Origin of the sequence: Spongiibacter nanhainus, assembly GCF_016132545.1 — a bacterium.
Classification (GTDB): Bacteria; Pseudomonadota; Gammaproteobacteria; order Pseudomonadales; family Spongiibacteraceae; genus Spongiibacter; species Spongiibacter nanhainus.
In genome coordinates, this window is the sequence record NZ_CP066167.1 from 3,366,728 (window position 1) to 3,391,658 (window position 24,931).

The 24,931-nt window shown below is 58.1% G+C and carries 22 protein-coding genes and 1 other RNA gene; 12 read left to right on the forward strand and 11 right to left on the reverse strand.

Features of this window, described 5'->3' with window-relative positions:
* Positions 1 to 104: 104 nt before the first annotated feature.
* From carA to grpE, 7 genes are all read right to left on the reverse strand, one after another.
* A complete protein-coding gene (gene carA, locus I6N98_RS15435; protein WP_198569216.1) occupies positions 105 to 1,244 on the reverse strand; it encodes a glutamine-hydrolyzing carbamoyl-phosphate synthase small subunit in 1,140 nt (379 codons plus the stop codon).
* A gap of 250 nt (positions 1,245 to 1,494) precedes the next feature.
* The gene (locus I6N98_RS15440; protein WP_198569217.1) at positions 1,495 to 1,926 is read right to left on the reverse strand and encodes an acyl-CoA thioesterase; all 432 of its coding nucleotides are present in this window, start codon (positions 1,924 to 1,926) and stop codon (positions 1,495 to 1,497) included.
* Positions 1,927 to 1,929: 3 nt separating this feature from the next.
* Positions 1,930 to 2,748, reverse strand: coding sequence for a 4-hydroxy-tetrahydrodipicolinate reductase (dapB, locus tag I6N98_RS15445; protein ID WP_198569218.1), 819 nt, complete (start codon positions 2,746 to 2,748; stop codon positions 1,930 to 1,932).
* A gap of 42 nt (positions 2,749 to 2,790) precedes the next feature.
* Positions 2,791 to 4,158, reverse strand: a complete 1,368-nt coding sequence (locus tag I6N98_RS15450) for a YhjD/YihY/BrkB family envelope integrity protein (protein WP_198569219.1) — start codon at positions 4,156 to 4,158, stop codon at positions 2,791 to 2,793.
* A gap of 83 nt (positions 4,159 to 4,241) precedes the next feature.
* Positions 4,242 to 5,360: a molecular chaperone DnaJ gene (gene dnaJ / locus I6N98_RS15455; protein ID WP_198569220.1), complete on the reverse strand. Its 1,119-nt coding sequence runs from the start codon at positions 5,358 to 5,360 to the stop codon at positions 4,242 to 4,244.
* Between the two features lie 136 nt (positions 5,361 to 5,496).
* Positions 5,497 to 7,428: a molecular chaperone DnaK gene (gene dnaK, locus I6N98_RS15460; RefSeq protein ID WP_198569221.1), complete on the reverse strand. Its 1,932-nt coding sequence runs from the start codon at positions 7,426 to 7,428 to the stop codon at positions 5,497 to 5,499.
* A gap of 148 nt (positions 7,429 to 7,576) precedes the next feature.
* Complete coding sequence (gene grpE / locus I6N98_RS15465; RefSeq protein WP_232787367.1) at positions 7,577 to 8,170, reverse strand: nucleotide exchange factor GrpE; 594 nt, start codon at positions 8,168 to 8,170, stop codon at positions 7,577 to 7,579.
* Between the two features lie 187 nt (positions 8,171 to 8,357).
* Between grpE and recN the strand changes: the two genes are divergently transcribed.
* Together recN and I6N98_RS15475 are read left to right on the forward strand one after the other, a co-directional pair.
* Positions 8,358 to 10,025 (forward strand): DNA repair protein RecN, encoded by a 1,668-nt coding sequence (gene recN, locus I6N98_RS15470; RefSeq protein ID WP_198569222.1) that lies wholly within the window; start codon positions 8,358 to 8,360, stop codon positions 10,023 to 10,025.
* A 95-nt stretch (positions 10,026 to 10,120) separates the two neighbouring features.
* Positions 10,121 to 10,516: an outer membrane protein assembly factor BamE gene (locus tag I6N98_RS15475; protein WP_198569223.1), complete on the forward strand. Its 396-nt coding sequence runs from the start codon at positions 10,121 to 10,123 to the stop codon at positions 10,514 to 10,516.
* On the opposite strand, the gene I6N98_RS15480 is transcribed toward I6N98_RS15475, so the two are convergent.
* Genes I6N98_RS15480 through I6N98_RS15490 form a run of 3 tightly spaced genes read right to left on the reverse strand, consistent with a single transcriptional unit; the run spans position 10,501 to position 12,625 of the window.
* Positions 10,501 to 10,821: an RnfH family protein gene (locus I6N98_RS15480; RefSeq protein WP_198569224.1), complete on the reverse strand. Its 321-nt coding sequence runs from the start codon at positions 10,819 to 10,821 to the stop codon at positions 10,501 to 10,503. The two genes, I6N98_RS15475 and I6N98_RS15480, sit on opposite strands and share 16 nt — an antisense overlap.
* The gene (locus I6N98_RS15485; protein WP_198569225.1) at positions 10,814 to 11,245 is read right to left on the reverse strand and encodes a type II toxin-antitoxin system RatA family toxin; all 432 of its coding nucleotides are present in this window, start codon (positions 11,243 to 11,245) and stop codon (positions 10,814 to 10,816) included. Before I6N98_RS15485 ends, I6N98_RS15480 begins: the two co-directional genes overlap by 8 nt.
* 9 nt (positions 11,246 to 11,254) lie before the next feature.
* Positions 11,255 to 12,625, reverse strand: coding sequence for a sodium-dependent transporter (locus tag I6N98_RS15490; RefSeq protein WP_198569226.1), 1,371 nt, complete (start codon positions 12,623 to 12,625; stop codon positions 11,255 to 11,257).
* 83 nt (positions 12,626 to 12,708) lie between these two features.
* Here I6N98_RS15490 and smpB point away from each other — a divergent pair, with 83 nt between their 5' ends.
* Genes smpB through I6N98_RS15505 form a run of 3 tightly spaced genes read left to right on the forward strand, consistent with a single transcriptional unit; the run spans position 12,709 to position 14,375 of the window.
* Complete coding sequence (gene smpB, locus I6N98_RS15495) at positions 12,709 to 13,185, forward strand: SsrA-binding protein SmpB (RefSeq protein WP_198569227.1); 477 nt, start codon at positions 12,709 to 12,711, stop codon at positions 13,183 to 13,185.
* 22 nt (positions 13,186 to 13,207) lie between these two features.
* Entirely contained in the window at positions 13,208 to 13,705 is a 498-nt protein-coding gene (locus I6N98_RS15500) for a SixA phosphatase family protein (protein ID WP_198569228.1), read from the forward strand.
* 28 nt (positions 13,706 to 13,733) lie between these two features.
* Positions 13,734 to 14,375: a class I SAM-dependent methyltransferase gene (locus I6N98_RS15505; protein WP_198569229.1), complete on the forward strand. Its 642-nt coding sequence runs from the start codon at positions 13,734 to 13,736 to the stop codon at positions 14,373 to 14,375.
* Positions 14,376 to 14,383: 8 nt separating this feature from the next.
* On the opposite strand, the gene ppk1 is transcribed toward I6N98_RS15505, so the two are convergent.
* Entirely contained in the window at positions 14,384 to 16,513 is a 2,130-nt protein-coding gene (gene ppk1 / locus I6N98_RS15510) for a polyphosphate kinase 1 (RefSeq protein ID WP_198569230.1), read from the reverse strand.
* Between the two features lie 185 nt (positions 16,514 to 16,698).
* Here ppk1 and ppx point away from each other — a divergent pair, with 185 nt between their 5' ends.
* From ppx to I6N98_RS15545, 7 genes are all read left to right on the forward strand, one after another.
* Positions 16,699 to 18,219, forward strand: a complete 1,521-nt coding sequence (ppx, locus tag I6N98_RS15515) for an exopolyphosphatase (RefSeq protein ID WP_198569231.1) — start codon at positions 16,699 to 16,701, stop codon at positions 18,217 to 18,219.
* A gap of 89 nt (positions 18,220 to 18,308) precedes the next feature.
* Positions 18,309 to 18,667, forward strand: a transfer-messenger RNA (tmRNA) gene (gene ssrA / locus I6N98_RS15520).
* Between the two features lie 328 nt (positions 18,668 to 18,995).
* Positions 18,996 to 19,835: a BLUF domain-containing protein gene (locus tag I6N98_RS15525; RefSeq protein ID WP_198569232.1), complete on the forward strand. Its 840-nt coding sequence runs from the start codon at positions 18,996 to 18,998 to the stop codon at positions 19,833 to 19,835.
* Between the two features lie 322 nt (positions 19,836 to 20,157).
* Positions 20,158 to 21,807: a BamA/TamA family outer membrane protein gene (locus I6N98_RS15530; protein WP_232787368.1), complete on the forward strand. Its 1,650-nt coding sequence runs from the start codon at positions 20,158 to 20,160 to the stop codon at positions 21,805 to 21,807.
* 17 nt (positions 21,808 to 21,824) lie between these two features.
* The gene (locus I6N98_RS15535; RefSeq protein WP_198569234.1) at positions 21,825 to 22,511 is read left to right on the forward strand and encodes a hypothetical protein; all 687 of its coding nucleotides are present in this window, start codon (positions 21,825 to 21,827) and stop codon (positions 22,509 to 22,511) included.
* A 221-nt stretch (positions 22,512 to 22,732) separates the two neighbouring features.
* A complete protein-coding gene (locus tag I6N98_RS15540) occupies positions 22,733 to 24,127 on the forward strand; it encodes an NfeD family protein (protein WP_232787369.1) in 1,395 nt (464 codons plus the stop codon).
* Positions 24,128 to 24,138: 11 nt separating this feature from the next.
* Positions 24,139 to 24,909 (forward strand): slipin family protein, encoded by a 771-nt coding sequence (locus tag I6N98_RS15545; RefSeq protein WP_198569236.1) that lies wholly within the window; start codon positions 24,139 to 24,141, stop codon positions 24,907 to 24,909.
* Positions 24,910 to 24,931: the final 22 nt, after the last annotated feature.

Genomic DNA, 24,931 nt, shown 5'->3' on the forward strand with positions numbered 1-24,931 from the left:
CCCAGTACAGGCCGCAGCCTGCGTGTTTTGAGCCTGTGTCACGTCTGGCGCGCGAGGCACCCGACATCCCACCGGCCGCAATGGCCGGTGCTGTAGCAATACAACTACGCCGCGCCTTTGCGGGCGTCGATCAGCTCTATAAAGTGATCGAACAGCGGGGCAATATCATGGGGGCCGGGGCTGGCCTCCGGGTGCCCCTGAAAACCAAAAGCCGGGCGATCGCTGCGATGTACGCCCTGCAGGGAACCGTCGAACAGCGACTTGTGGGTCACCGTCAGCGTCTCTGGCAGCGTCGCCTCGTCCACCGCAAAGCCGTGGTTTTGGCTGGTGATATGCACCACCTTGGTGGTCAAATCCTGCACCGGGTGGTTGGCACCGTGGTGGCCGAATTTCATCTTCATGGATTGGGCGCCGGAGGCCAGCGACAACAGCTGATGCCCCAGGCAAATACCGAATACCGGTACACCGCTGTCGACAATCTCTTTGATCGCCGCAATCGCATAGTCACAGGGCTCCGGATCACCGGGGCCATTGGAGAGGAAAACGCCGTCGGGGTTCATCGCCAACACTTCGCTGGCCGGGGTTTGCGCTGGCACCACGGTCAGGTCACAGCCGCGGTCCGCCAACATGCGCAGAATATTGCGCTTAACGCCAAAGTCGTAGGCCACCACTTTGTGGGGCAGTGACGCCGGGTCGTTCTGGCGGTGGCCTTGCCCCAACTCCCAGCTTCCCTCGCTCCAGCGATAGGCTTGCTGGGTCGTGACTTCTTTCGCCAAATCCATTCCCTTCAGACCGGCAAAGTCCCGGGCCAGCTCGAGGGCTTTGGCCTCGTCGATGTCCCCGGCCATCAGGCAGCCGTTTTGGGCTCCTTTGTCCCGCAGGATACGGGTCAGGCGGCGGGTATCGATATCGGCAATGCCAATCACGCCCCGAGCCTTGAGGTAGTCGGACAGACTTTGCTCATTGCGGAAGCTGCTGGCTAATAGAGGCAGATCGCGAATCACCAGGCCGGCGGACCAGATCTCTGCCGCCTCTTCGTCCTCGCTATTGGTGCCGGTGTTGCCGATATGGGGATAGGTCAGCGTGACGATCTGACGGGCGTAAGAGGGATCGGTGAGGATCTCCTGATAGCCGGTCATGGCGGTGTTGAAAACCACCTCGCCCACCGAGCTGCCCTCAGCACCAATGGCAATACCCCTAAAAATGCTGCCGTCTTCAAGGGCAAGGATGGCTGGAACGGTCAAGAGCACCTCCTGGATCAGACTTGCGGCCGAGAGTCACCGCCGGCATGAGATCCGGAAACAGCAACTAAGGAACCACTGAGGAAAATACGCGTGCAAAAAAGCGAGATGAAATTGCTTCACCTCGCTCCTTGCGGGGTTGCGGGGCAGATGACGCCCGGCACCCAAATCTGAGGCGGAATTTTACGCAAAGGTGCCGGGTAAAGTCCACCTGATATGAGGGCCAGCTGGCATTATTTACCCTCTGCGCCCCTCACGCCCCCTGAAGGGCGACCCGGACAGCCTCCGGCATGTCGGCAGCCCGCTTGGCCAGGGGATCAATAACCAAGTGAGCCGTCTTGGCAATCGCGACAACGCGGCCGCTCTCCACCTCACTGAGTCGGTAGACCAGATCAAAGCCGCAGCGGTGAAAGGAGGTGGCGCTCACCTCCATACCAATGGACTCGCCGTAGAACGCCTCGCTGAGGTAGTTGACCGCCAGGTCGGCGTTGACGATGGTCAGCCCCGGTGCCGGCACTGACTCGGACACCTGACGCGACACCAGAAACCGGGCCCGGGCCTCGTTAAGCAGGGTGATCACCGAGTCGTTACCCAAATGGTTGCCGGCATTAATGTGACTGACCAGCAACGGCGTCTCAGAAACAAAATCGAAATTTTCAGGCAGATCGATGCTAACGCGGGCCAAAACCTAGACCTCGTCAGCCTTCAGGCCCAACACATCCTGCATATCATAGCGGCCGGCGGACTGTTGGCTCAGCCACTGGGCCGCCCGCACCGCACCCCGGGCAAAGGACATCCGAGAACTGGCCTTATGGGTAATTTCCACCCGCTCACCTTCAGCGCAGAACATCACCGTGTGATCGCCGACAATGTCGCCAGCGCGCACCGTGGCAAAGCCAATAGTTTCTCTATCCCGGGCGCCGGTTTGGCCTTCGCGACCGTAGACCGCCACCTTACCCAGATCACGACCCAGGGCATCGGCCACGACTTGCCCCATACTCAGAGCGGTGCCAGATGGGGCATCCACCTTATGGCGGTGATGGGCCTCGTAGACCTCAATATCGACATCGTCCCCCATCACCCGGGCCGCCATATCCAGCAATTTAAAACACAAGTTCACCCCGGTGCTAAAGTTGGAGGCCTGACAAACAGCAATAGGCGCTATCGCGTCACTGAGCTGCTGTTTTTGCCCGTCGTCAAAACCGGTGGTTCCGATCACCATGCCCTTACCGGCTTCGCCACACACCGCGGCGTTATCCAGGGTCGCCACTGGCGCGGTGAAATCAATGAGCACATCAAAGTCACCCACCACCTCGCGAATATTGCCCACCACCTTCACGCCATTGCTGCCCAGGCCCGCCAGCTCACCGGCATCGACGCCAATCAACGAACTTTCGGGACGCTCAATCGCGGCGGTCAGCTCACAGCCCTCGGCAAGGCTAAGCGCCTCGATCAAGGTTTTGCCCATCCGCCCGGCGGCGCCGGTTACTGCAACTCGCACTGTCATTGTCTTTTCCTACTTCTTTACTTGTGTAGATCGGTTGTCATTTTACTGGCTTGCGGCGCTGTTCGGCCGCTCCTCATCCTTGCCCAAGGCCAGGTCCCGCACGCTGGTGCCCTCCAGCGCCGACGCGATGGCGCGATCGATATTTTCGCGAATCTCCTTCACACCACTCACACCGGGTCGCGGTCGGCGGCGCACCAGCGCTGCCGATGCGCCCTCGCTGCGCACCGCGTCCAACACCTGCTTGAGATTGACGTTCTCCAGCGGTGCATTGGGCAGATAGCGCGGCGGCTCACTGGCATCCTCAACCACCAGACCAGCCAGCCTCAGCGCCCGCAAAACCCGTGTCACGCCCTGAATCTGCACCCGCAAACGCGCCACATACTCGGTGGAGGTCATGGGCCGCTTGCCCTCGTAATAGCGCTGGGCCATCAAAGCCATAATTTGCAGCGCCAAATCCTCCTGCTGGGAGATGCTGAGATCACCGCTGCGCCGGGCGGGGACGACATACTCCGGGTGCTGCACATAAAAAGCAATACTGGAGCCCACCAGCAGAATCAGCCAGCTGATATACATCCACATCATAAATAGAATGAGAATGGCAAAGCCCGAGTAGATGACATAGGGCCCGCTGTCGGTGGCCGACACCACCACGCTGCCAAAGCCCCAGCCCAAGCTCTGAAACAGCACCCCGGAAACCAGCCCTGCCACCATACCGGCCCGCAGCTTGACCTGGGTGTTGGGGATAAACATATAGAAAAAGGTGAAGGCCGCGACGATCATTAGATAGGGGGTCAGTTTGGCGGCCAACTCCCGCAGATGCGCCAAGAAAGGCACCATAGTGGTCATCTCATCAGCCAGACCGCCACTGAGGACCCGAGCCGACAGACCAATGGCGGTGAACACCAGCAGCGGACCAATCAGCATAACGCTGCCATAATCAGCAAAGCGCCGGCCGATGCTGCGATGCTGATCCAGCCGCCAAATATAGTTAAAGGTGGATTCGATTTTCTGAATCAGGGAAATTGCGGTGTAAAACAGCAGCGCGATACCGAAGCTCCCCAGCACGCTGATTTTAACGTTGTCGATAAAACCGATGACCTGACTGGTGATCTCCACACCTTTCTCGCCCATCGGCGCCAAAAACTGCAGCAGCACCGGCTCCAACTGCTTGTTGTGCATACCAAAGGCCTTGAGCACCGAAAAGCTCACCGCCATCAGTGGCACCAGCGACAACAACGAGGTATACACCAGGCTCATGGCCCGCAGGGTCAGCTCGCCCTTGGCCAAGTCATCCAGCACCACGTAGAGGTAGCGCGCCGCAATAATCAGGTAGCGCCGCCACCAGGGGTAGTCCAGTACCGCTTCGGACCACAGGTGTTGGGCAACAAATTTATTAAGTGTTTTATCCATGAAAGGCTCGCTTCAACCGGAACGGTGGCGAGATAAAGGATGGAGAAAAACCGCCGCCAAGTCGAGGCGGCGGTTGCGCGTCCTTACAATTTCATCTCATCAAAGAAGGACTTCACCCCATCGAACCAGGTTTTCTTACGGGGTGATTGCTTGTCGTCGCCAGCCAGGGTGGACTGGAACTCTTCCAGCAATTCTTTCTGGCGCTTGTTAAGCGATACCGGCGTTTCCACCACTACTTTGCAGATCAGGTCGCCGGTACTGCCGCCCCGCACCGGGGTAATGCCCTTGCCGCGCAGGCGGAAGGCCTTACCGGTCTGGGTTTCGGCGGGAATCTTCAATTTGACCCGGCCGTCCAGAGTGGGCACATCCAACTCGCCGCCCAGTGCCGCCTCGGTAAAGCCGATGGGCACTTCGCAGTGCAGGTGCTTGCCATCGCGCTTAAAGATCGGATGGGGGCGCACTGCCAACTGCACATAGAGATCGCCGGCGGGGCCGCCATTGGGGCTGGCTTCGCCTTCGCCGCTAAGACGGATACGATCGCCGGTGTCGACACCCGGTGGCACCTTCACCGACAGGGTTTTGGTCTCTTCCACCCGGCCGCGACCGTGGCAGCTCTTACAGGGGTCGGAGATAATCTGTCCCTTGCCCCGGCAATTGGGACAGGTCTGCTGCACAGCAAAAAAGCCCTGCTGCATCCGTACCTGGCCAACACCATTACAGGTGCCACAGGTCAGGGGTGTGCTGCCTTTCTTGGCACCACTGCCCTCACAGGTGTTGCACTCCACCAGGGTGGGAATACGAATCTTGGCGGTAGTGCCCCGCACCGCCTGCTCCAGGTCGATTTCCAGGGTGTACTGCAGGTCTGAACCCGGAGCCGGACCGCGCTGCCGGCCACCGCCGCCAAAGATGTCGCCAAAGACATCGCCAAAAATATCGCTGAAGCCGCCACCGCCGCCGCCAAAGCCGCCGGCACCGGCGTTAACGCCCTCGTGGCCAAAGCGGTCGTAGGCCGCGCGTTTTTCTTTGTCGGCCAGCACCTCGTAGGCTTCGGTGGCCTCTTTGAAGATATCTTCTGCCTTGGGGTCATCCGGATTGCGGTCCGGGTGATTTTTCATGGCGATGCGACGGTAGGCCTTTTTAATGTCCTTCTCGTCAGCGCCTTTCTCGACACCCAAAATTTCGTAGTAATCGCGTTTCGCCATAATCTGTGTAGCCTGTTCTACCAGCAAGAACGCCGGGCAATGGCCCGGCGTCTCAACCTAGCGTCCTCGTTTGGAGCGCTTAGCCAGGCCTTTTCAAACCTGGCGCCGCCTCCAAACGCGACTGACGCCGCGTGTTTTACTTCTTGTCGTCGTCTTTGACTTCCTCAAACTCAGCGTCAACGACATCGTCACCGGCGTTGCTGGCGCCGCCTTCCGGCTGCTCGCCACCCTCGCCTTCGGCCTGGGCCGCCTGCTCAGCATACATCTTCTGTGCCAGGCCGCCGGACGCCTCGGTGAGTTTCTGGGTCGCCGCCTCGATGGCGTCGACGTCATCACCCTTGATGGCTTCGTCAACTTCGGTCAGCGCCGCCTCAATGGCAGACTTCTCGTCGTCGGTGGCCTTGTCGCCCGCCTCTTCCAGCGTTTTGCGGGTGGCATTGGCCAGACCTTCCGCCGTGTTGCGGGCGGTCACCAGAGCCTCGAACTTCTTGTCCGCTTCGGCGTTGGCTTCAGCGTCCTGAACCATTTTTTCGATCTCATCCTCATTCAAACCGCTGGAGGCGGTGATGCGGATGGACTGCTCTTTGCCAGTGGCCTTGTCTTTGGCCGACACGTGCAGAATACCGTTGGCGTCGATATCGAAGGTCACCTCGATCTGCGGCAGACCCCGGGGCGCCGGCGGGATATCCGCCAGGTCGAAACGACCCAGTGACTTGTTGGCCGCCGCCTGCTTGCGTTCACCCTGAACCACGTGGATGGTCACCGCGGTCTGGTTGTCTTCAGCGGTCGAGAACACCTGAGATTTCTTGGTAGGAATCGTGGTGTTTTTCTCGATCAGCGGCGTAGCGACACCACCCATGGTTTCGATACCCAGGGTCAGCGGCGTCACGTCCAGCAGCAGTACGTCTTTGACGTCACCGGCCAATACCGCGCCTTGAATCGCTGCGCCCATAGCTACCGCTTCGTCGGGGTTGACGTCTTTGCGGGGATCTTTACCGAAGAACTCCGCCACTTTGCTTTGCACCATCGGCATGCGGGTCTGACCGCCTACCAGGATCACCTCGTCCACTTCGCTGGATGACAGGCCGGCATCGTCCAGGGCGATTTTCATCGGCTCCAACGAGCGGGTTACCAGCTCTTCCACCAGCGACTCCAGCTTGGCGCGGCTCATTTTCACCACCAAGTGCTTGGGACCGGTGCTGTCTGCGGTGATGTAAGGCAGGTTCACCTCAGTTTGCTGACTGGATGACAGCTCGATTTTGGCCTTCTCCGCCGCCTCTTTAAGGCGCTGCATCGCCAGGGAGTCGCCCTTGAGGTCGATGCCGTTCTCTTTCTTGAACTCTTCCGCCAGGTAGTCGATCAGGCGCAGGTCAAAGTCCTCACCACCGAGGAAGGTGTCACCGTTAGTGGCCAACACTTCAAACTGGTGCTCGCCGTCCACTTCGGCAATCTCGATGATGGAGATATCGAAGGTACCGCCACCCAGGTCGTACACGGCAACGGTGCGATCGCCCTTGGACTTGTCCATGCCGTAGGCCAGGGCCGCCGCCGTGGGCTCGTTGATAATCCGCTTTACTTCCAGGCCGGCAATACGACCGGCGTCTTTGGTGGCCTGACGCTGAGAATCGTTAAAGTACGCCGGCACGGTGATGACCGCCTCGGTGATTTTCTCACCCAGGTAGTCTTCGGCGGTTTTCTTCATTTTCTTCAGCACTTCGGCAGAGATCTGCGGGGGCGCCATTTTTTCGCCCTTGACCTCGACCCAGGCATCGCCGTTGTCAGCCTTGCAGATGCCGTAGGGCACCATTTTGATGTCTTTTTGCACCACGTCGTCTTCAAACCGGCGACCGATCAGTCGCTTGACGGCGTAGAGCGTATTGTTGGGGTTGGTTACCGCCTGACGCTTGGCGCTCTGTCCCACCAGGATTTCATTGTCTTCGGTGTAGGCGACAATGGACGGGGTGGTCCGCGTACCTTCGGCGTTCTCGATGACTTTGACCTTGTCGCCGTCCATTACGGCAACACAGGAGTTGGTGGTCCCCAGGTCGATTCCGATAATTTTGCCCATGTTAAATCTCCGTGTCGTTCAGTCTCGGCGTCCGCTGTCCGGAGCCACCGAGGGGTGTCATTCTGTCTGTGTCAGATATTGGCCCGGTTTGCCAAACTTCAAGGCGGGGCCGTACTTTTACCTACGCTTGCAATACTGTCGGCGGTGTCTATTGCGGCGCTTTAGCCACCACCACCATCGCGGCCCGCAGCAACCGACCGTTCAGCGTGTAACCGCGCTGCATGACCTCGATCACTGTGTTGGGCTCCACATCGGGGTTGGGCACCATCGCCATGGCCTCGTGGAACTGGGGATCGAAGGGCTCACCCACCGGGTCGATCTGCTCGACATTGTGGCGATTCAGCGCATCGATCAGGGTTTTGCGGGTCAGCTCCACCCCTTCCAGGATCGGCTTTAGGGCTTCATCGCTGTCATCCGCCGCAGCCAGCGCGCGATCCAGGTTGTCGGCCACTTCCAGCAGGTCGCCGGCAAAGCGCTCCAAGGCAAACTTGCGCGCGCTTTCGGCGTCTTTCTCCGCCCGGCGGCGCACATTTTGGGACTCGGCGACGGCGCGCAGAGCCTGTTCTTTTGCATCGGCGGCTTCCTGCTTGGCCGCTTCCAGCTGCTGCTCCAGGCTAGCGCCCTCTCCCGACTCAGGTGCCGCCTGGGCAGACTCCCCTTGAAGGTTCTCAGCAGTAGCCTGCTCATCGCCCCCAGGCGCCGGCTGCTCGGGCGTTGCGTCTTTTTGTTGCTCGTCTGCCACGATGACTGTCTCCGTGAATCTGGTGAATATTGGCGGGCCCAACGGGCCAGGCTGTTGGCGATATGGGGTTAACCGACCGGTTTTCAAGGCGGGCGCAAAAAAATCCTTGCCGCGAACAGGGCGAGCACTTGTCGAGCCCTGGCAAACTACTGTATAAAAACCCATATATACCAACGGGAGCCAGTCCATGCTGACCCACCTCAGTATCAGTAACTTTGCTATCACCGAATCGCTGGAAATCGACCTCAACGCCGGCATGACGGTGCTCACCGGCGAAACCGGTGCCGGCAAGTCCATCATGCTGGACGCCCTGGGCTTGACGCTGGGGGACCGCGCCGACAACTCGGTGGTTCGCCCCGGCGCCGAGCGCGCCGACATTCACGCCAGCTTTGATCTCAGCAACCTGAAGGCAGCCCGGGAGTGGCTGGCCGAACGGGATCTGGACAACGGCGACGAGTGCCTGCTGCGCCGGGTGATCACCCAGGAGGGGCGCTCCCGGGCCTACATCAACGGTAGTCCCGCTACGGTGCAGGCAGTGCGGGAGCTGGGCGGACTACTCATCGACATCCACAGCCAACACGCCCATCAGTCCTTGCTTAAAAAACACCACCAGCGGCAACTGCTGGATGCCTTTGGTGGCTGTAGCGAACTAGCCGCAGGCGTCGCTCGCTTATGCCGAGAGTACGACACTCTCAACCACCAGCTGGACACCCTCACCAGCCAGGCAGCCGAACAAAACGCCCAAGAGCAACTGCTGCGCTACCAGCTGGACGAGCTGGAGCGACTCGACGTGCAGCCCGGTGAGGTGGAAGAACTGGAGAGAAAGCAGCAACAGTTGGCCAATGCCGAGCAGATACTGGCCGCCAACCACCACGCCCTGCAGCTATGCCGCGAGGGCGAAGTTAACGCCATGGGCGTGCTCCACCAGGCGCTGTCCTCTCTGTATGGCAGCCAACACGGCAGTGAGCAGGAGCACGCGGCGGCGCAAATGCTGGAGAATGCCCGCATCCAGATCGAAGAAGCGGCCCGGGAAATTCAAAGTCAGGTCGACAGCATCGATCTCGACCCGGAGCGCCTGCACGAAGTGGAAGAGCGCCTCGATGCCATCTACCAGACCGCCCGCAAACATAAAATCAAACCGGAAGCCCTGCCCGACCTGCAGGCGGAGCTCAGCGATAAACTCGGCGACCTCGATGCCACTGACGAAAAACTCGATGAATTGCGCCAGCAACGGGACCAGGCCGAGGCTCGCTACCAGCGCGACGCCGCCAAGCTGAGCAGCCAGCGAACCAGCGCCGCCAAGAAGCTCAAAAAGGCGATAGAAGCCAAGCTTAAGGCCCTGGCCATGAAGCACTGCGAAATCGACTTTGCCCTCACTCCCCGTGAGAACGACCGCCCTCACGTCCAGGGCCGGGAAGAGGTCGAGATCCTGATTCGCAGCAACCCCGGCGCGCCCATGGGGCCACTGAGCAAAATTGCTTCGGGAGGCGAGCTGTCCCGAATCAGCCTGGCCATTCAAGTGGTCACCGCGCAGGTTGCCGCCGTCCCGACGGTGGTCTTTGATGAGGTGGATGTCGGCATCGGCGGCGCCACCGCAGAAATTGTCGGCCAAATGCTGCGAGAGCTGGGCCAACGCAGTCAGGTCTTGTGTGTCACCCACCAGGCCCAGGTTGCCAGCCAGGGCCACCACCATATCCAAGTGAAAAAAGTGGGCAACAGCAAGGCGGTGCGCACCGAGCTGACACTGCTCAGCGAGGACCACAAAATCGACGAAATCGCCCGTATGCTGGGGGGCATCGCCATCACCGAGAACACCCTGGCCCACGCCAAGGAGATGCTGGGGACACGGCACTGACGACGAATCGCCGGACATCGGCACAGGGAGCTTCGCGTCGGCGCGGGGATTGCGCTATCATCCCCGCCTCATTTGTCGCGATTGGAACCCGAAGCATGACCTTGCGAATCGCCGCAGCCACCCTTGTCGCCGCGCTGACCCTTGCACTGGGCGCCTGTAGCTCGCTGGAATTTCCCGGCGTATACCGGATTGATATCGACCAGGGCAACGTCATCACCCAGGATATGGTGGATCAACTGGAAGTCGGCATGAGCCGCAGTCAGGTGGAATTTATTATGGGCACGCCCCTGGTCCAGGATCCCTTTAGCCCGAACCGCTGGGACTATATTTACACCATGGCCGAGGAAGGCGGCCCCGCCAAACGCAAACAGCTGACTGTGTTGTTTGACGGCGACTCATTGGCCGAGATCCGCACCACCATTCCCCGCAGCGAAAACGACAGCGAAGCCGCCCAGGCTCCCCAGGCCGACGCGGCTCAGTCGGCGCGCTGACGAGCTGCTTTGGCCTTAGCCGCGCGCTGCTTGCGGACTTCTTTGGGATCGGCAATCAGCGGGCGGTAGATTTCTACCCGCTCACCTTCATTCAGGGCTTGAGTCTCTGGCTTGGCCACCGCTTTGCCAAAGATACCCACATCCGCCGTGGTCAGATCCAGATCCGGAAATTGAGTATCCAGCCCAGACTGCAATACTGCCTCACGAACGGTTGTTCCCACCGGCACATCCAGGGCCACTATGCGCTGCTTGTCGGGCAGGGCGTAAGCCACCTCCACCCGCATGGTGTTTTCACTGCTATCCATACAAATCCTTCGCTCTCGTACTCACTGCATCCACCAGATTGTTGGCCACCGAGTTAAACAGGGTGCGGGTAGCGGCGCCCACTAAACGGCTGCGCAGGGCAAAGCGCAACTCCAGACTGACCTTACACGCCTCATCACTGAGGGCTTTGACATGCCACTCCCCCTGCAGGGTTTCAAAGGGTCCGTCCACCAAGCTCAGCGCTACCCGCTCACCGGCAATCAATTCATTGCGGGTCACAAAACTCAATTGAATCCCCGCCTTGGACAAATCCAAGCGCGCCTCTACTACGTCACCCTGATGATCCAGCACCTCAGCACCGACGCAACCCTCCATATAATTGGGGTAGGCTTCGATATCATTGATTAGCTGATAAACCGCTACCGCGGAATAGGGCAACAGCGCGCTGCGTCGAATCTCGTGCACCGCCTCTCCTCAAGTCTGCATTCGAAAGTAAACGCCGACCACCAGTAACAGCAGCAGCGCCGGCGGAGCAATATACCGCAACAAGCAGCGCGATAACCAAAAAACGGCCCTGTCCAGAACATCCATATTGCCGGTAAACACCACCGCCGGAATTCGCCAACCAGCGAACAGTGCGAGGCAAAATGCCCCCATCGGCAACAGCATGCTCACCACAACAATGTCCAACCACTCCATAAAGCTGCGGCCGTATAGCCGCAGCGAAGAGCCGTCTTGCAGAGAGGAGGCCGCCAAGTGACTCAAGGCCACCAGCAACAGCCCCACCAGTCCGGCAGCAAACCATCGCTTCAGCCCCCAGGTTTCCACCAAATAGGACACCGCTGGCTCCATCATTGCCACCAGGCTGATCATCATCAACAACGATAGCATGACAAAAAACGCCACCCCGACAACATCCCCCAAAACCAGGTTGCCAAAGGTGTAGGGTAGGCTGACAAAGAGCAGTGCGGCGCCGCGTCCGGGAACAATATGCTGGTCTGAGACCAGGGCAATAATGGCCAGGCCAGCCAGCAGCATGGCGGCAACGTCCAATAACGCCACCGCACCTACCTGCCGGGCCACCGAGCGGCCTGTGGGAAAATACGCGCCGTAGGCCATCCACACGCCGGCACCAATACTGAGGGAGTAAAAGGCCTGCTGAAAAGCGGAGAACAAGGATCGCAAATCAAGGTTCTGGGGTTGCCACTGAAACAGCGCTTCCTGAGCTGTGCCAAAGCTACCCAGAGAGCGGGCATAAAACACCACCGCCACCAGCAACACCAGCAGCAGAGGTATAAGCACTCTAAGCAACATCGCATAGCCCCGAGCCACACTCAGAGAACTCAATGCCACCGCGCCACCTATCCCCAGCAAAATCCCGCCCTGCGTCACAGCCGGCAAGGCCAGCACCTCGCGATACTGAGCCGCCACAGACTCCAGGCTAGCGGCATCCAGCTCCGGCGAGGCCATTTTAACGACATATACCAGCAGCCACCCCAGCACCACCGCAAAATTCACTGCCAATAGCAGCGCCGTCACGCTGAACATTTGCCCCACCAGGCCCCAGTGAGGGCTGGCACTGGAAAAATCTGCCACCTGATGCATGGTATGAATTGGGTTGGAACGGGCGCGAAGCCCCAGGCGCACCTCAGCCCCAGCCACCGGCAGCACCACCGCCAGCAGCCAAAACAGGTAGGCCAACAGGTAATTGGCACCGCCCCGGGCCGCGACATCCAGGGGGGTATGCCAAAAGTTTCCCAGACTGATTGACAGCCCTGTGGCCGCCGCCAGAAAGGTCCAGCGACTGGCCCAGATGCCTTGTACTACTTTCTTCCTGTACTTCATTCAGTCATGGTACCCCGGTCAGCAGCGGTCTTTTTACCCGAGTGGCATAGGTTTTGCCAACAACTGGCCCTATAATCCCCGCCATGAGTAAGAAGAAACCTAAACCTAGCGGCAATACCATTGCCCTTAACAAGCGCGCGCGTCACGACTATCACTTGACCGACAAGTTCGAGGCCGGCCTGGCTTTGCAGGGCTGGGAGGTCAAAAGTCTACGTCAGGGTAAAGTGCAAATCACCGATACCTATGTGCTGCTCAAGGACGGTGAGGCCTTTCTGATTGGCGGGCATATCACGCCCTTGGCAACGGTCTCGACCCACTATGTCACCGACCCAACCCGAACCCGCAAGCTCTTGCTTCACGCAAAAGAACTGAGCAAACTGGTTGAAGCCACCCAACAAAAGGGCTACACCTGTGTGTGCACAGCGCTCTACTGGAAGAAGCATTTGGTCAAAGCTGAAATTGCCTTGGCCAAGGGCAAGCAGGAGCACGATAAGCGGCATACCGAAAAAGCCCGGGACTGGGACCGCCAGAAGCAGCGAATTTTGCGGCAACACAACTAACCACGACTGATGCCATAACGACATGAAAACCCTTTACTTGTTGCGGCACGCCAAATCCAGCTGGGACGATGAGTCTCTAGACGACGAAGACCGACCGTTAACCAAACGCGGCAAACGGGACTGCCAGCTGGTCTCTAACGAGCTGGCGCGCAGCGGCCGGAGCTTTAAGCAAGTGTTTTGCAGCAGCGCCCGCCGCACTCAGGATACCCTCAGGCGCTTCAAAGCCGAGTCATCGGTCTTCGACAGCAGCCAAATTACAGTCGACGAAGGCCTATATACCTTCGATATGCAGACACTGCTGGACTGGCTAAAAAACCTCCCCCACGACATCGACCAGGCCCTCATCATCGGGCACAACCCCGCCTTGATTGACCTGGCCAACTTCCTCTACGACGGCAAGATCGGCCATTTCGGCACCTGCACCTTCGTCGAGCTGGAAGTGAACGTGGAATACTGGGATCAACTGCGATCAGACAGCGCCAAACTGATCGAAATTGTCCGCCCCAAACAACTCCGCTAACCCCAACCTCACAGGACACCACTACTGCATGGACGGAACAGCCTCGGACCACCCGGCACTGCGGGATATCCAAATCGTCAACGACATCCTGATTCTGAAAAAACGCCACAAGTTGATCCGTCGCATGCAGCGCAAGCTGGACGAGCCCGAAATACACGGCTATCAAGTGTGGGGCTCGTCCTACCTGATCATGGACTACCTCAAGCAACACCCACCCGGTAAGAATGCCAAGGTCACCGAGATCGGCTCCGGCTGGGGGATACTGGGTATTTTTTGCGCTCATCACTTTGGCGCCAAGGTCACCGCAGTGGATGCCGACAGCCATGTATTCCCCTATCTGGAAGCCCATGCCCTACTGAACGATGTCAAAATCAAGGGCCAAGTTGCCAAGTACCAGGACCTCACCAAGAAGGACTTTCGCGGTCAAAGCTTAGTGTTAGGGGGAGACATCTGCTTTTGGGACAACCTGGTCGACCCGCTCTACCAGGCGGTCAAAACCGCCGTCAATGCCGGCGTTAAGCAAATCATTATTGCCGACCCCGGTCGCTCACCCTTTCACAAACTCGCTAAGCGCTGTTGCAAGCAATTTAACGCTGAACACCTCGACTGGAGCGTCAGCGAGCCCAAAACCATTCACGGCGAGCTGCTGATTGTACGGGGCGGCAAGTAGCCACCAGCTTACTTTTTCTTTTTACTGGCCTTGTCGTCTACCGTACTGCGAGGCCGGTAATCCAACTGTGGTAAGCGCGGCTTTTTACCGGTGCTGAGGTAGTCGTGGATGACGTGCTGAGAGCGTATCCGCGCCGTGCCAGGCTTGCGCTCCCGGAACATATTACTCTGGGTGGCGTCGATGATCCGCGCCTTGTCGTTATCCGCCCACTGTATATCGATGATGGTCTGAATCATCTTCTGGAGCTTTTTGTCGTAGATCGGACAGGTCACCTCGACTCTGTAATCGATGTTGCGGGTCATTAAATCTGCCGAGGAAATATAGTACTGGGGGTTGCCGCCATTGCGACCAATGTACACCCGGGGGTGCTCCAAAAAACCGTCGACGATACTAATCGCTTCGATGTTCTCACTTAAGCCCGGCAAGCCCGGCACCAGCGAACACATGCCGCGTACAATCAGCCGCACCGGCACGCCAGCCTGGCTGGCCTCATACAGTTTGTCGACAATTTCCCGGTCAACCAGGTTGTTGCATTTAAGAGTAAGACCACAGGTTTTGCCCTTGTTGGCAAAGTGGATTTCGTTGTCTATCAGCGCAACCAGTCGCTCACGGCTGTTAAGCGGCGACACGGCCAAATGCTTGAACTCGTGACGCTTGTAGGTAAAGGCAATAAAGTCAAAAACCTTGGCGACCTCTTCGCCAATACCTTGATCGTAGGTAAAGAGGCTGAAGTCAGTATAGACCGAGGCGGTTTTCTCGTTGAAGTTACCGGTCCCCACGTGGGTGTAGTAACGCTGAACGTTGTTCTCCTGGCGGGTTATCGAGATCAACTTGCTATGTACCTTGAGGCCCGGCACACCCAGGATCACATTCACCCCGCCATCAGTCAGGCGCTGGGACAATTGAATGTTGGCTTCTTCATCAAAGCGCGCCTGAAGCTCGACCACTACCGTCACTTCTTTGTGGTTGGCTACGGCGTTGAGTAGCGCATCCACCACGTGGGAGTTAGACGCTACCCGGTAGAGGCTGATTTTGATCTCTTTCACCGCCGGATCGATGGCTGCTGTTTTCAGGAAATCTGTCAGGTAGTCAAAGCTGTGGTAGGGATAGAACAGCAAAATATCCTGCTCACGCATACAGCTGAGAATGTTGGCGGCGGCGTTGATCTCTGCGCTGGGGATTTTCGGTAAGGCCTTCATATCCAGATAGGCCGGCCCCAGGTTCGGGAACTTCATGAAATCTTTGGAGTTGTGATACCGCCCGCCGGGAATCATCGAGTCGAGTCGCCCCAGGCCCAGCCGGCGAACCAGGTAGTCCTGCAAGTCGTTGGGCATCTCGCTGTCGTAGACAAAACGCACCGGATCGCCTTTCTTGCGGCGCTTGAGGCTCTGAGCCATCTTTTCCACAAAGGTCTGGGTGACCTCCTCGCCCAGCTCTAGCTCCGCATCCCGGGTCAGCTTAATGGTATAGGCATCGGCGCTATCCAGCGGAAAAATACCTCGGAACACCTCATTGAGGCAGACCCGGATAATGTTCTCCAGGGTAATCAATACCTTGGCTTTTTTACCTTTGCGCCCAGGTATGCGAATAAAACGATCAACCCGGGTAGTCGGGACCTCGAGCAGAGCAAAACGGGTTTGGTTCTCGTAGCTGAGGCGAATGGCCAGATAAATGGAGGCATCGTTCAGCTCCGGCATCGGGTTCGCGTCATCCAAAATGATTGGCACCAGCTCCTGCTGGATGTGGTTATGGAACACATCCTTTACGTAAGCGGTCTGCGCCTCGTCCAGCTGCTTCTCATTGATCACGTAGATTTTGCGACGAGCCAGTTCTTTGAGATTCTCCCGGTAGGTCGCATCAAAACGGCGCTGTAGCTTTAATACTGTCTGCCGAATCTCCTCCAGCAGTGCCTTGTACTCCTCCTGTTTGGAGGGCGTAGAGAAGGCTGCCAGGCGACGCACATCCGCCACTCTCACCCGAAAAAACTCATCCAGGTTATTGGAGAAAATACCCAGATAACGAATGCGTTGAATCACAGGCACATCGGGGTCGGCAGCCTCCTGCAGAACACGCTCATTGAAGGATAACCAGCTTAGTTCTTTCGCTACCCAGGCCTGCTCGGCTATATGCTCTGTCATTCAATACTGTCCTTTTACACACATCAGGCACCGCTCACTGCCCCCGCATGGGGCGACGGCTTCATACAAAAAACGCTCGTCAGACTACCTGTTATTAATGTCACTATAATGACACAATTCTCGAGTCGATTTTGACGCCCCCTGCCGATAAAATTGTAGCGCAACCCAGCATGTAAAGGCCCACAATGGCACAGAACAGCGAGTCCTACGCCGCCCTCGACCTGGGCTCAAACAGCTTTCACTTGGTCATCGCCAGCTTTCACGAAGACAAGCTGCGCATTATTGACCGCCACAAGGATATGGTGCGCTTGGCCGCCGGCCTGGATGACGATGGCAAACTGAGTGAAGACGCCCAACAACGCGCCCTGGATAGCCTGGCCAAAATCGCTAACCGTCTGGTGGATGTGCCGCCCCACCAAATTCGCGTGGTGGGTACCAACACCTTGCGCGCCGCCAGCAACGCCACGGAGTTTATGCGCAAGGCCGAGTCCATCCTCGGCGCACCGATCAATATCATCTCCGGTACCGAAGAGGCCCGCCTGGTCTACCTCGGGGTTGCCAATGATCTATCCCCGGAGCAGCGCTCCCGCCTGGTTATCGATATTGGCGGTGGTTCCACCGAGCTGGTCGCCGGCAACCAGAACCCCAAACGGCTGGAAAGCCTGCCCATGGGCTGCGTCAGCTTTAGCATTCGCTTCTTCCCCAACGGCGAGATTAACGAAAAGAACTTCAAGCGTGCTGTCAGCGCCGCCCGGCAGCTGATCGCCCCCTATGTCGAGCAGTTTCGCGGCTACTGGGAAGAGGTTATTGGCTCCTCCGGCACCATACGCAGCGTCAGCAAAATCCTCGACCTACAACAGCTCTGCGATACCGGTCATGTCACCCGCGACGGAATGGAAACGCTGCGCAAGCAACTCCTCACTGCCAAGCACGTCAGCGAGCTCAATATCAAAGGCCTCAGTGACGAGCGGCGAGACGTCTTCCCCGGCGGCTTCTCGGTACTTTATGCCCTGTTTGAGGAAATGGGCTTCAATGCCTTGCACGTCTCTGGCTACGCGGTCAGAGAGGGCATCCTCTACGACCTGGCCGGTCGTTTTCGCCACCGGGACAAACGCGATGAGACCATACGTCAATTGGTCGCCCAATACGCTATCGATCAGGATCAAGGCGAGCGGGTGGCAGAATTGTGCCAACGCTGGCTGCCCGCCGTGGCCGAGCACCTGGTCACCCCCGCCGAAGAGGCTGAAGATTTACTGCGCTGGGCAGCGCAGCTACATGAGCTTGGGCTGGCCATCGCCCACGGCGGTTATCACAAACACGGCGCCTACATCCTTAGCAATGCCGATATGTCCGGCTTCTCCCGGCAGGAACAGGCTCGACTGAGCCTGTTGGTGCTCAACCACCGCCGCAAGCCCAAGACCACCGACACAGCCAGTTACGGCGTCGTCCCCGACTGGTTGCTGGTGTGCTTGCTACGCTTGGCCTGCATATTCTATCGCCGGCGCCAGGCCATCACCCTGCCGAATACCGTCACCCTCAGTTGCACCGCCCCAGACCAATTGCAGCTCTCGCTACCTCAACAGTGGTACGACGCTAACCCCCTCACCGCCGCCGACCTCAGCGACGAAGCCGACCTACTGCAGAAATCACTGGGCATTAGCCTGGCTATCCAGTCGATAGACGATGACGCCGTAGCCAACGCTTGAATACCCCGTGGCCAACCCCAATTGAGTAAGCATAATTCAGTACTTAACACGGAGATTGCATTTCAGTTACACTAGCTAGTCAGCTTTACGGGGCCGATTTGGATTCGACGCCGGTAACAAAGCTCTGCGGTGCATGCCGTGATGGCAGCCAATCACGTTAATCCAAAGCTGTAACTTAAATAGTTGCCAACGACGACAACTACGCTCTAGCGGCTTAAACCCCGCTAGCAGTCTTTAACAAGGTGCCCGTACCGCGTTAACGACTGTCATATAGAACGGGATCGCAGCAACGCTCGCCCTGGGCCGCGCTGTTAAACTTTTACAGGGATCGCCAAGCACGTCCTGACCGTTGGGCTGTGTGCGGCTAAATCAATAAACGGAACCTAAGCATGTAGAGCCCTGAGTGGCGGACTGGCGGACGCGGGTTCAATTCCCGCCGGCTCCACCAACACCCAGTAAAAAGGCCACCCTAGCGGTGGCCTTTTTACTGGGTGTTGACTGTACGGCTGCGTCCATTGGCTGCGAACTTCATCACATATTGCCCCACTACCTCCCCCATAGAGATGGCAGAGCTCGGTCGCACAAAACTCACCAACCAATTGATTTAAAAGCACTTCGTTCACCTTGCTCCCTCTTTTCTCTGTCCCAGATGGGTAGTAGTCCCTATATGGGGCGCCCGCGCAGTATTGCATATTGCCTCGACAATACTGCACTAACGCACCTGGTGTGCCGTCAGCGCAGACGCCCCACACACCACACGTGAGTGCCAGAAGGTTATGAAAAGGATTACGTGCCTCAGCACCCTTCGCTCTGACATTGGCAATGAGCCGCTCTCACCGGGAAACCTGGTTGAGATCTACAACACCAGCCGCGTACTCAATCGCCGCCACGGCATCACCGGCGTATTTTTGGTCTCTGGACGGTATCTTCTGCACGTCATTGAGGGGCGGGGCGAGCATTTGTCGAAGTTGATCTACCTTCTCAACCGCAACGACGATGTTATCGACACCAGTGTCATCGCCGACCAGGCTATACAGCAGCCCGCGTTTTCGGGGTGGACACTCCGCGTTCTCGATAACCTGGAAGATAACCGTCAGGCGCTGCTCGAAAAAATTGCCCAGCTTCTCATTGCGGATATCAAGCTTCACTCGGATCGGGATGAGCTGCGGATAAACCATTTTTTTGACTTGAGGAAAGCGCTGAGCACCCTGGTGTCGCAAACACCGTCGCCATGCTCAAAGACGCAGGGCAAGCTTTCGGATATTGATTTTCGCTTTACAACCCTCAGCTTGTCCCGCTGGCCAAAGCCCGGCCAAATCGGCTATACAGCAGAGCTTATAAACCTGTGTACCCAGTTGGTTGGCAGGACCGTCAGCTACCAAGCGCTGAATAATCAGGGCATCTTTAAATCAGAAGCGGATTTATACGCCAACATCATCAAACTCTATAGACTTGGCAAGCTGACTGTCTGGGAGACTAGCGAATACGACCAGGACAGAATAACTAAAAACAATGTGACGCCGTTGACTCAGCGCACGGGCCAATACCCCGAGAAAAGCAGCAAACGCTTCCAGCGAATTTTAAAGCACATTACCGACCGAGCCTCGCAACAGTAGTGTAAATAGCCGAAAAACCGCGCAACACCCCGTTCAACCCTGCCACTTGATTGCGGCTCACCTAACGCAACACGCCCTTGTCCATGTCAGCATGGCCCTATGCAAAAACGGGGGCATATCACCACTGTCACACGGCGACGCTAGTCTACCCAAAGGCGCTACAGCCTCACGGGGTCCGCTTAGCAGACCCAGGCGCCATTGCAATCACTAATTTTTACACTTCTGCGGATGGTCTGAGGCCCAAAACCTCCCATAGAATGCAAGAATGACAACATTGTTGAGGCCAAATCCGGCCGGGCTTTCACGCTGGGTTGCAGCGGCCTTGTTAGGCCTCGCGCCCGCTCTGGTCAGAGCGGACACCTCCTCTTGCGAGACACTTTACCAGCCCGGTGATCCAGCGTTATTCAAATTTGTGGAAACCCGCAAGGCCCTCGATTATCAGCAGTATGCCGGGCGCCCGATTCGCAATATCGACTACCAGGTGTTGCCGGTCTTCAACGAAAACAACCCCAATGAGGACAACTGGGTCTACCGCAGTCTCAACGTACTCCACATCGACACCCGCCACAGCACACTCAAACAGCAAATGATTGTCCAGTCGGGCGAAGCCCTGGACCCCTCCCGGATCCGGGAGAACGAGCGCCTGCTGCGGCGCCGGGAGTACCTGATTGACGCGATGATTGTGCCGACACAAGTGTGCGACGACGGCATCGACTTACTGGTGGTAGTTAGGGACGTTTGGACCTTCTACCCTCGAACATCGGCGTCCCGCTCTGGCGGCGAAAATAGTGTCGGCGCCGGCGTGACAGAGCTAAACCTGTTGGGCACCGGGCAAAACTTATCCCTTCGCTACAGCAAAGACGATGAGCGCAGCGGTTATGGAGTGTCCTACCGGGTCCCGGAGCTGTTTCTCCCTCATCTCGCACTGGGACTGGACTACTACGACAACTCAGACGGCCAGCTGGTCTCCGGCAGCCTGGCCAAACCCTTCTTTGAGCTGGACAGTCGCTGGGCCGCCGGCATGTACTACACCCAGACCCAGCTCGATCAAACCGTCGACCGCAACGACAAAGTCATTAACCGTTACCAGCAGGAGTCTCTGTTTCAGGAGGTGTTCGGCGGTTGGTCCACCGGCCGTCGAGACGGCGTAGTTCACCGCTGGAAGGTCGGTTATACCGAGGATCGCAATGAGTTCTCAGCCGCCGACCGCGACCCCAGCATGCCTCCCAGCGACGTCACACTGCGCTATCCCTGGGCGAGCTGGCAGTTTCTGGAAGACCGCTACTGGACCACCTCCAACATCAGCCGCAGCCATCGCCAGGAGGACATTCTGCTGGGGCTACAATCCAACCTAAAGTTGGGCTACAGCGATACCGGGCTGGGTGCCAGCCGTAATGCGGTGGTATACAACGCCTTTGCCTCCCACACCGCCAGCGCCGGCGACCACCACCTGCTGCGCAGCTCCGTGGATGTAAGTGGTCACTACGACACCGACGACCACACAGCGCAGGAAACCCTCTACGGCATCGCATTTCGCTATTACAATTTTATCGACAACCGCAACCGCTGGTATGCCCGCGTACATTTTCGCGGCACCCACAACGCTCGTGACGATCAGCTGCTCAGTGGCGGCGGCAACGAAACCCTGCGCGGCTACCCCACCGATATCCAACGCGGTAACCGCCAGTGGCTGCTCACGGTCGAACGCCGGCACTTTACCAACATCCATTTGTTTAACCTGGCCTGGTTGGGCGGGGCCGCCTATGTGGATACCGGACGCACCTGGGACAGCAAAACCGACAGCCCCGATGCCGACAACCGGGTGCTCACCAATGTTGGCCTGGGACTGCGCTTCAGCCCATCTAAGTTTCGGGTAGACCGGGTCGGCCATGTGGATATTGCCTGGCCAATGAACGAAGGGGACAATATCGAGAACTATCAGATTATTCTCAGAGGTAGCGTCGACTTCTAGGCCCAGGATATACCGCCATGCCAGGTCAGCCCACTCCATCACCAGCCCTGTCCCTGAGCCCACTAGTTTGGTTTACGGCAATACTGCCGCTGGTCACCATGCACCTATCGTGGCTACTGGCATCCTGGGAGGGCTATATCCACTGGTGCCTGCCCTACTGGGCGGACTGCACCAGCATCAGTAAAACCGGCCGCAACGGCCTCGCCTACTTTGTGTTTAAGGGCGGTATGATTGCCACCGCCACACAGCTGGTCGCGTTGTGGATACTGAACCGACATTGGCTGCGCAGCCTGGGCGCAGAACCCAGCCGTTTGATGCCGGTACTGGGTGCCATAGCCAGTGTGGCACTGCTTATCTACACCCTGTCACTGGGTCACGCTGGCGACACCTTCCGACTGCTGCGACGCTTCGGGGTGGTGGCCTACCTGGGGCTGTCTTTCATCCTGTTGGCGCTCACCGCCCATCACTTACTGGATACCCGGCTGCGCAGCAGTGGCGAGAAAATGCTGGCTTACAGTGCCGCTCTGCTGGCCATCGCGTTGTTTTCACTGGTATTGGATGCTTGGCTGGGTAAGGCCTACGACCGAATTGAAGACGCTTTTGAATGGTGGTTAATTCTGCTGCTAAACATCCAGCTATTCTGGCTGGCCCGGTTGTGGAAAAGGTCTGGACTTGCCATCAGCATAAAACCCGGAACAGAATGAGAGCAACAAGCCAGAAATAAACTTTTCGGCTCCGAACAGCAGTTCACGACGTAGTAAAAACTGGAAATAAAGCAGCAGGAATTAAAAACCACCAGTAATACCAGCCAATCAGCAGGTTGCGGTTTATGGCGGCAGACACTTACAACAACTTTCCCTGCAATAGCCAGGGGCAGCTACGGACTCCGATCATGGGTCGGTGGGCGCAGATTGTGAGGCTTACTATGCTGCGTCGTATGAACAGTCCAGTGCTGCTGTTAATCTCTTTGTTAGTGCTGGCGCACTCGACTTTGACATGGGGTGCCAGTAACAAAAATGGCGATGTGCCCAGGGGTGTGATCGTCGATATTGCCGGCCCCATTGGCCCGGCGATCAGCGATCACGTGGTTCGCAGCATCCACCGGGCCGAGTCTGAGGGTGCCGCGCTGCTGGTGCTGCGTATGGATACCCCGGGCGGCCTAGACAGCGCCATGCGGGATATTATCCGCGCCATCCTCAACGCCGACGTGCCGGTGGCCAGCTATGTCGCACCCAGCGGTGCCCGGGCGGCCAGTGCCGGCACCTATATCCTTTATGCCTCCCACATCGCCGCGATGGCACCGGCCACCAATCTGGGCGCGGCCACCCCAATACCGTTAGGCACGCCCTCACCACCCTCCCTGCCCAGCCCCGGTGACGGCGAGAGCGACAAGACCGACCCACCCAGCGACCCTGCCCAGCGCAAGATGGTCAACGACGCCGTCGCCTACATCCGCAGCCTCGCCGAACGGCGGGACCGCAATGCCGACTGGGCGGAAAAAGCGGTCCGCAGCGGGGTCAGCCTTACCGCAGAGAAAGCCTTGGAAAACAAGGTCATCGATATCGTCGCAGCGGATATGCAAAGCCTGTTGGCACAAATCGACGGCCGCAGGGTGGAGTTGGCGAAGGGCACGGTGACATTGAGCACGGCTAATATGTCACTCGACCTCCTCTCACCGGACTGGCGCACCGAGTTGTTGGCCATCATCACCAATCCTTCGGTGGCGTATATTCTGATGATGATCGGCATTTACGGCTTGCTGCTGGAGGGCTATAACCCCGGCGCCATCGTGCCGGGTGTCACCGGTGCCATCTGCCTGCTGCTGGCCTTATTCGCCTTCCAGATTCTGCCGGTGAACTTCGCCGGCCTGGCGCTGATTGCCCTGGGCATCGCGCTGATTCTGGCAGAGGCCTTTGTTCCCAGCTTTGGCGTCTTGGGCCTCGGTGGCCTGGCCGCCTTTGTATTTGGTTCCATCATGCTGATGGACACCGGTGTGCCAGGCTATCAGGTGCCAGTGGCGATGATCGCCGCCACCGCCACGGCGGGAGCACTGGCCATTGGCGCCACCGTTTACTTACTGATGCGGGCCCGGCGACGCGCTGTCGTCACCGGCAGTGAGGCACTGATTGGTGCCCACGCCGAGGCGGTGGAGGACTTTGTTACCGGCGATGGCGAATTTAGCGGTCGGGTGTGGCTGGCCGGCGAGCAGTGGCACGCCATTAGCGACCGAGCCGTGACCAAGGGGCAACATTTACAGGTCACTGACCGAGAGGGCCTGACGGTTACCGTGGCCCTGGATCCACAGCACTACAACTCATAAGGAGAGGCACAATGATTCTCAGCTTCTGGAGTTTTCTCATCGGCTTGGCGGTCCTGTTCCTATTTGCCGCCATTAAAATTCTACCCGAGTACGAGCGGGGCGTAGTGTTTACTCTGGGGCGCTACACCGGCGTTAAGGGCCCCGGCCTGATCATTCTGATCCCGGTAATCCAAAAACTGGTCCGCGTGGATTTACGGGTCATCGTTATGGACGTCCCCACCCAGGACGTGATCTCCAAGGACAACGTCTCAGTCAAAGTCAATGCAGTGGTGTACTTTCGGGTGGTGGAACCGGACAAGGCCATCATTCAGGTGGAACAGTTTTACGACGCCGTCAGCCAGTTGGCCCAGACCACCCTGCGCTCGGTACTGGGCCAGCACGAGCTGGACGATATGCTGGGGGAACGAGACAAGCTCAACAGCGACATCCAGACCATTCTCGATAAACAAACCGATGCCTGGGGCGTCAAGGTCAACAATGTGGAAATTAAACACGTCGACCTGGACGAGAGCATGATTCGGGCCATTGCCCGGCAGGCCGAAGCCGAACGCTCCCGGCGCGCCAAGGTGATCCACGCCGAAGGGGAAAAACAGGCCTCGGTAAAATTGCGGGAAGCTGCCGAGGAATTGTCTCAGCAACCCCAAGCAATTCAGCTGCGCTATATGCAGACTCTGATCGACATCGCCGGCGATAACAACTCCACCATTGTCTTCCCGCTGCCGCTGGATATGATTGAGTCACTGCTCAAATCGGCGCAGAACAAACAAGACGGCACGTCTTAGGGTAACGCCACTCCGCAAGCGG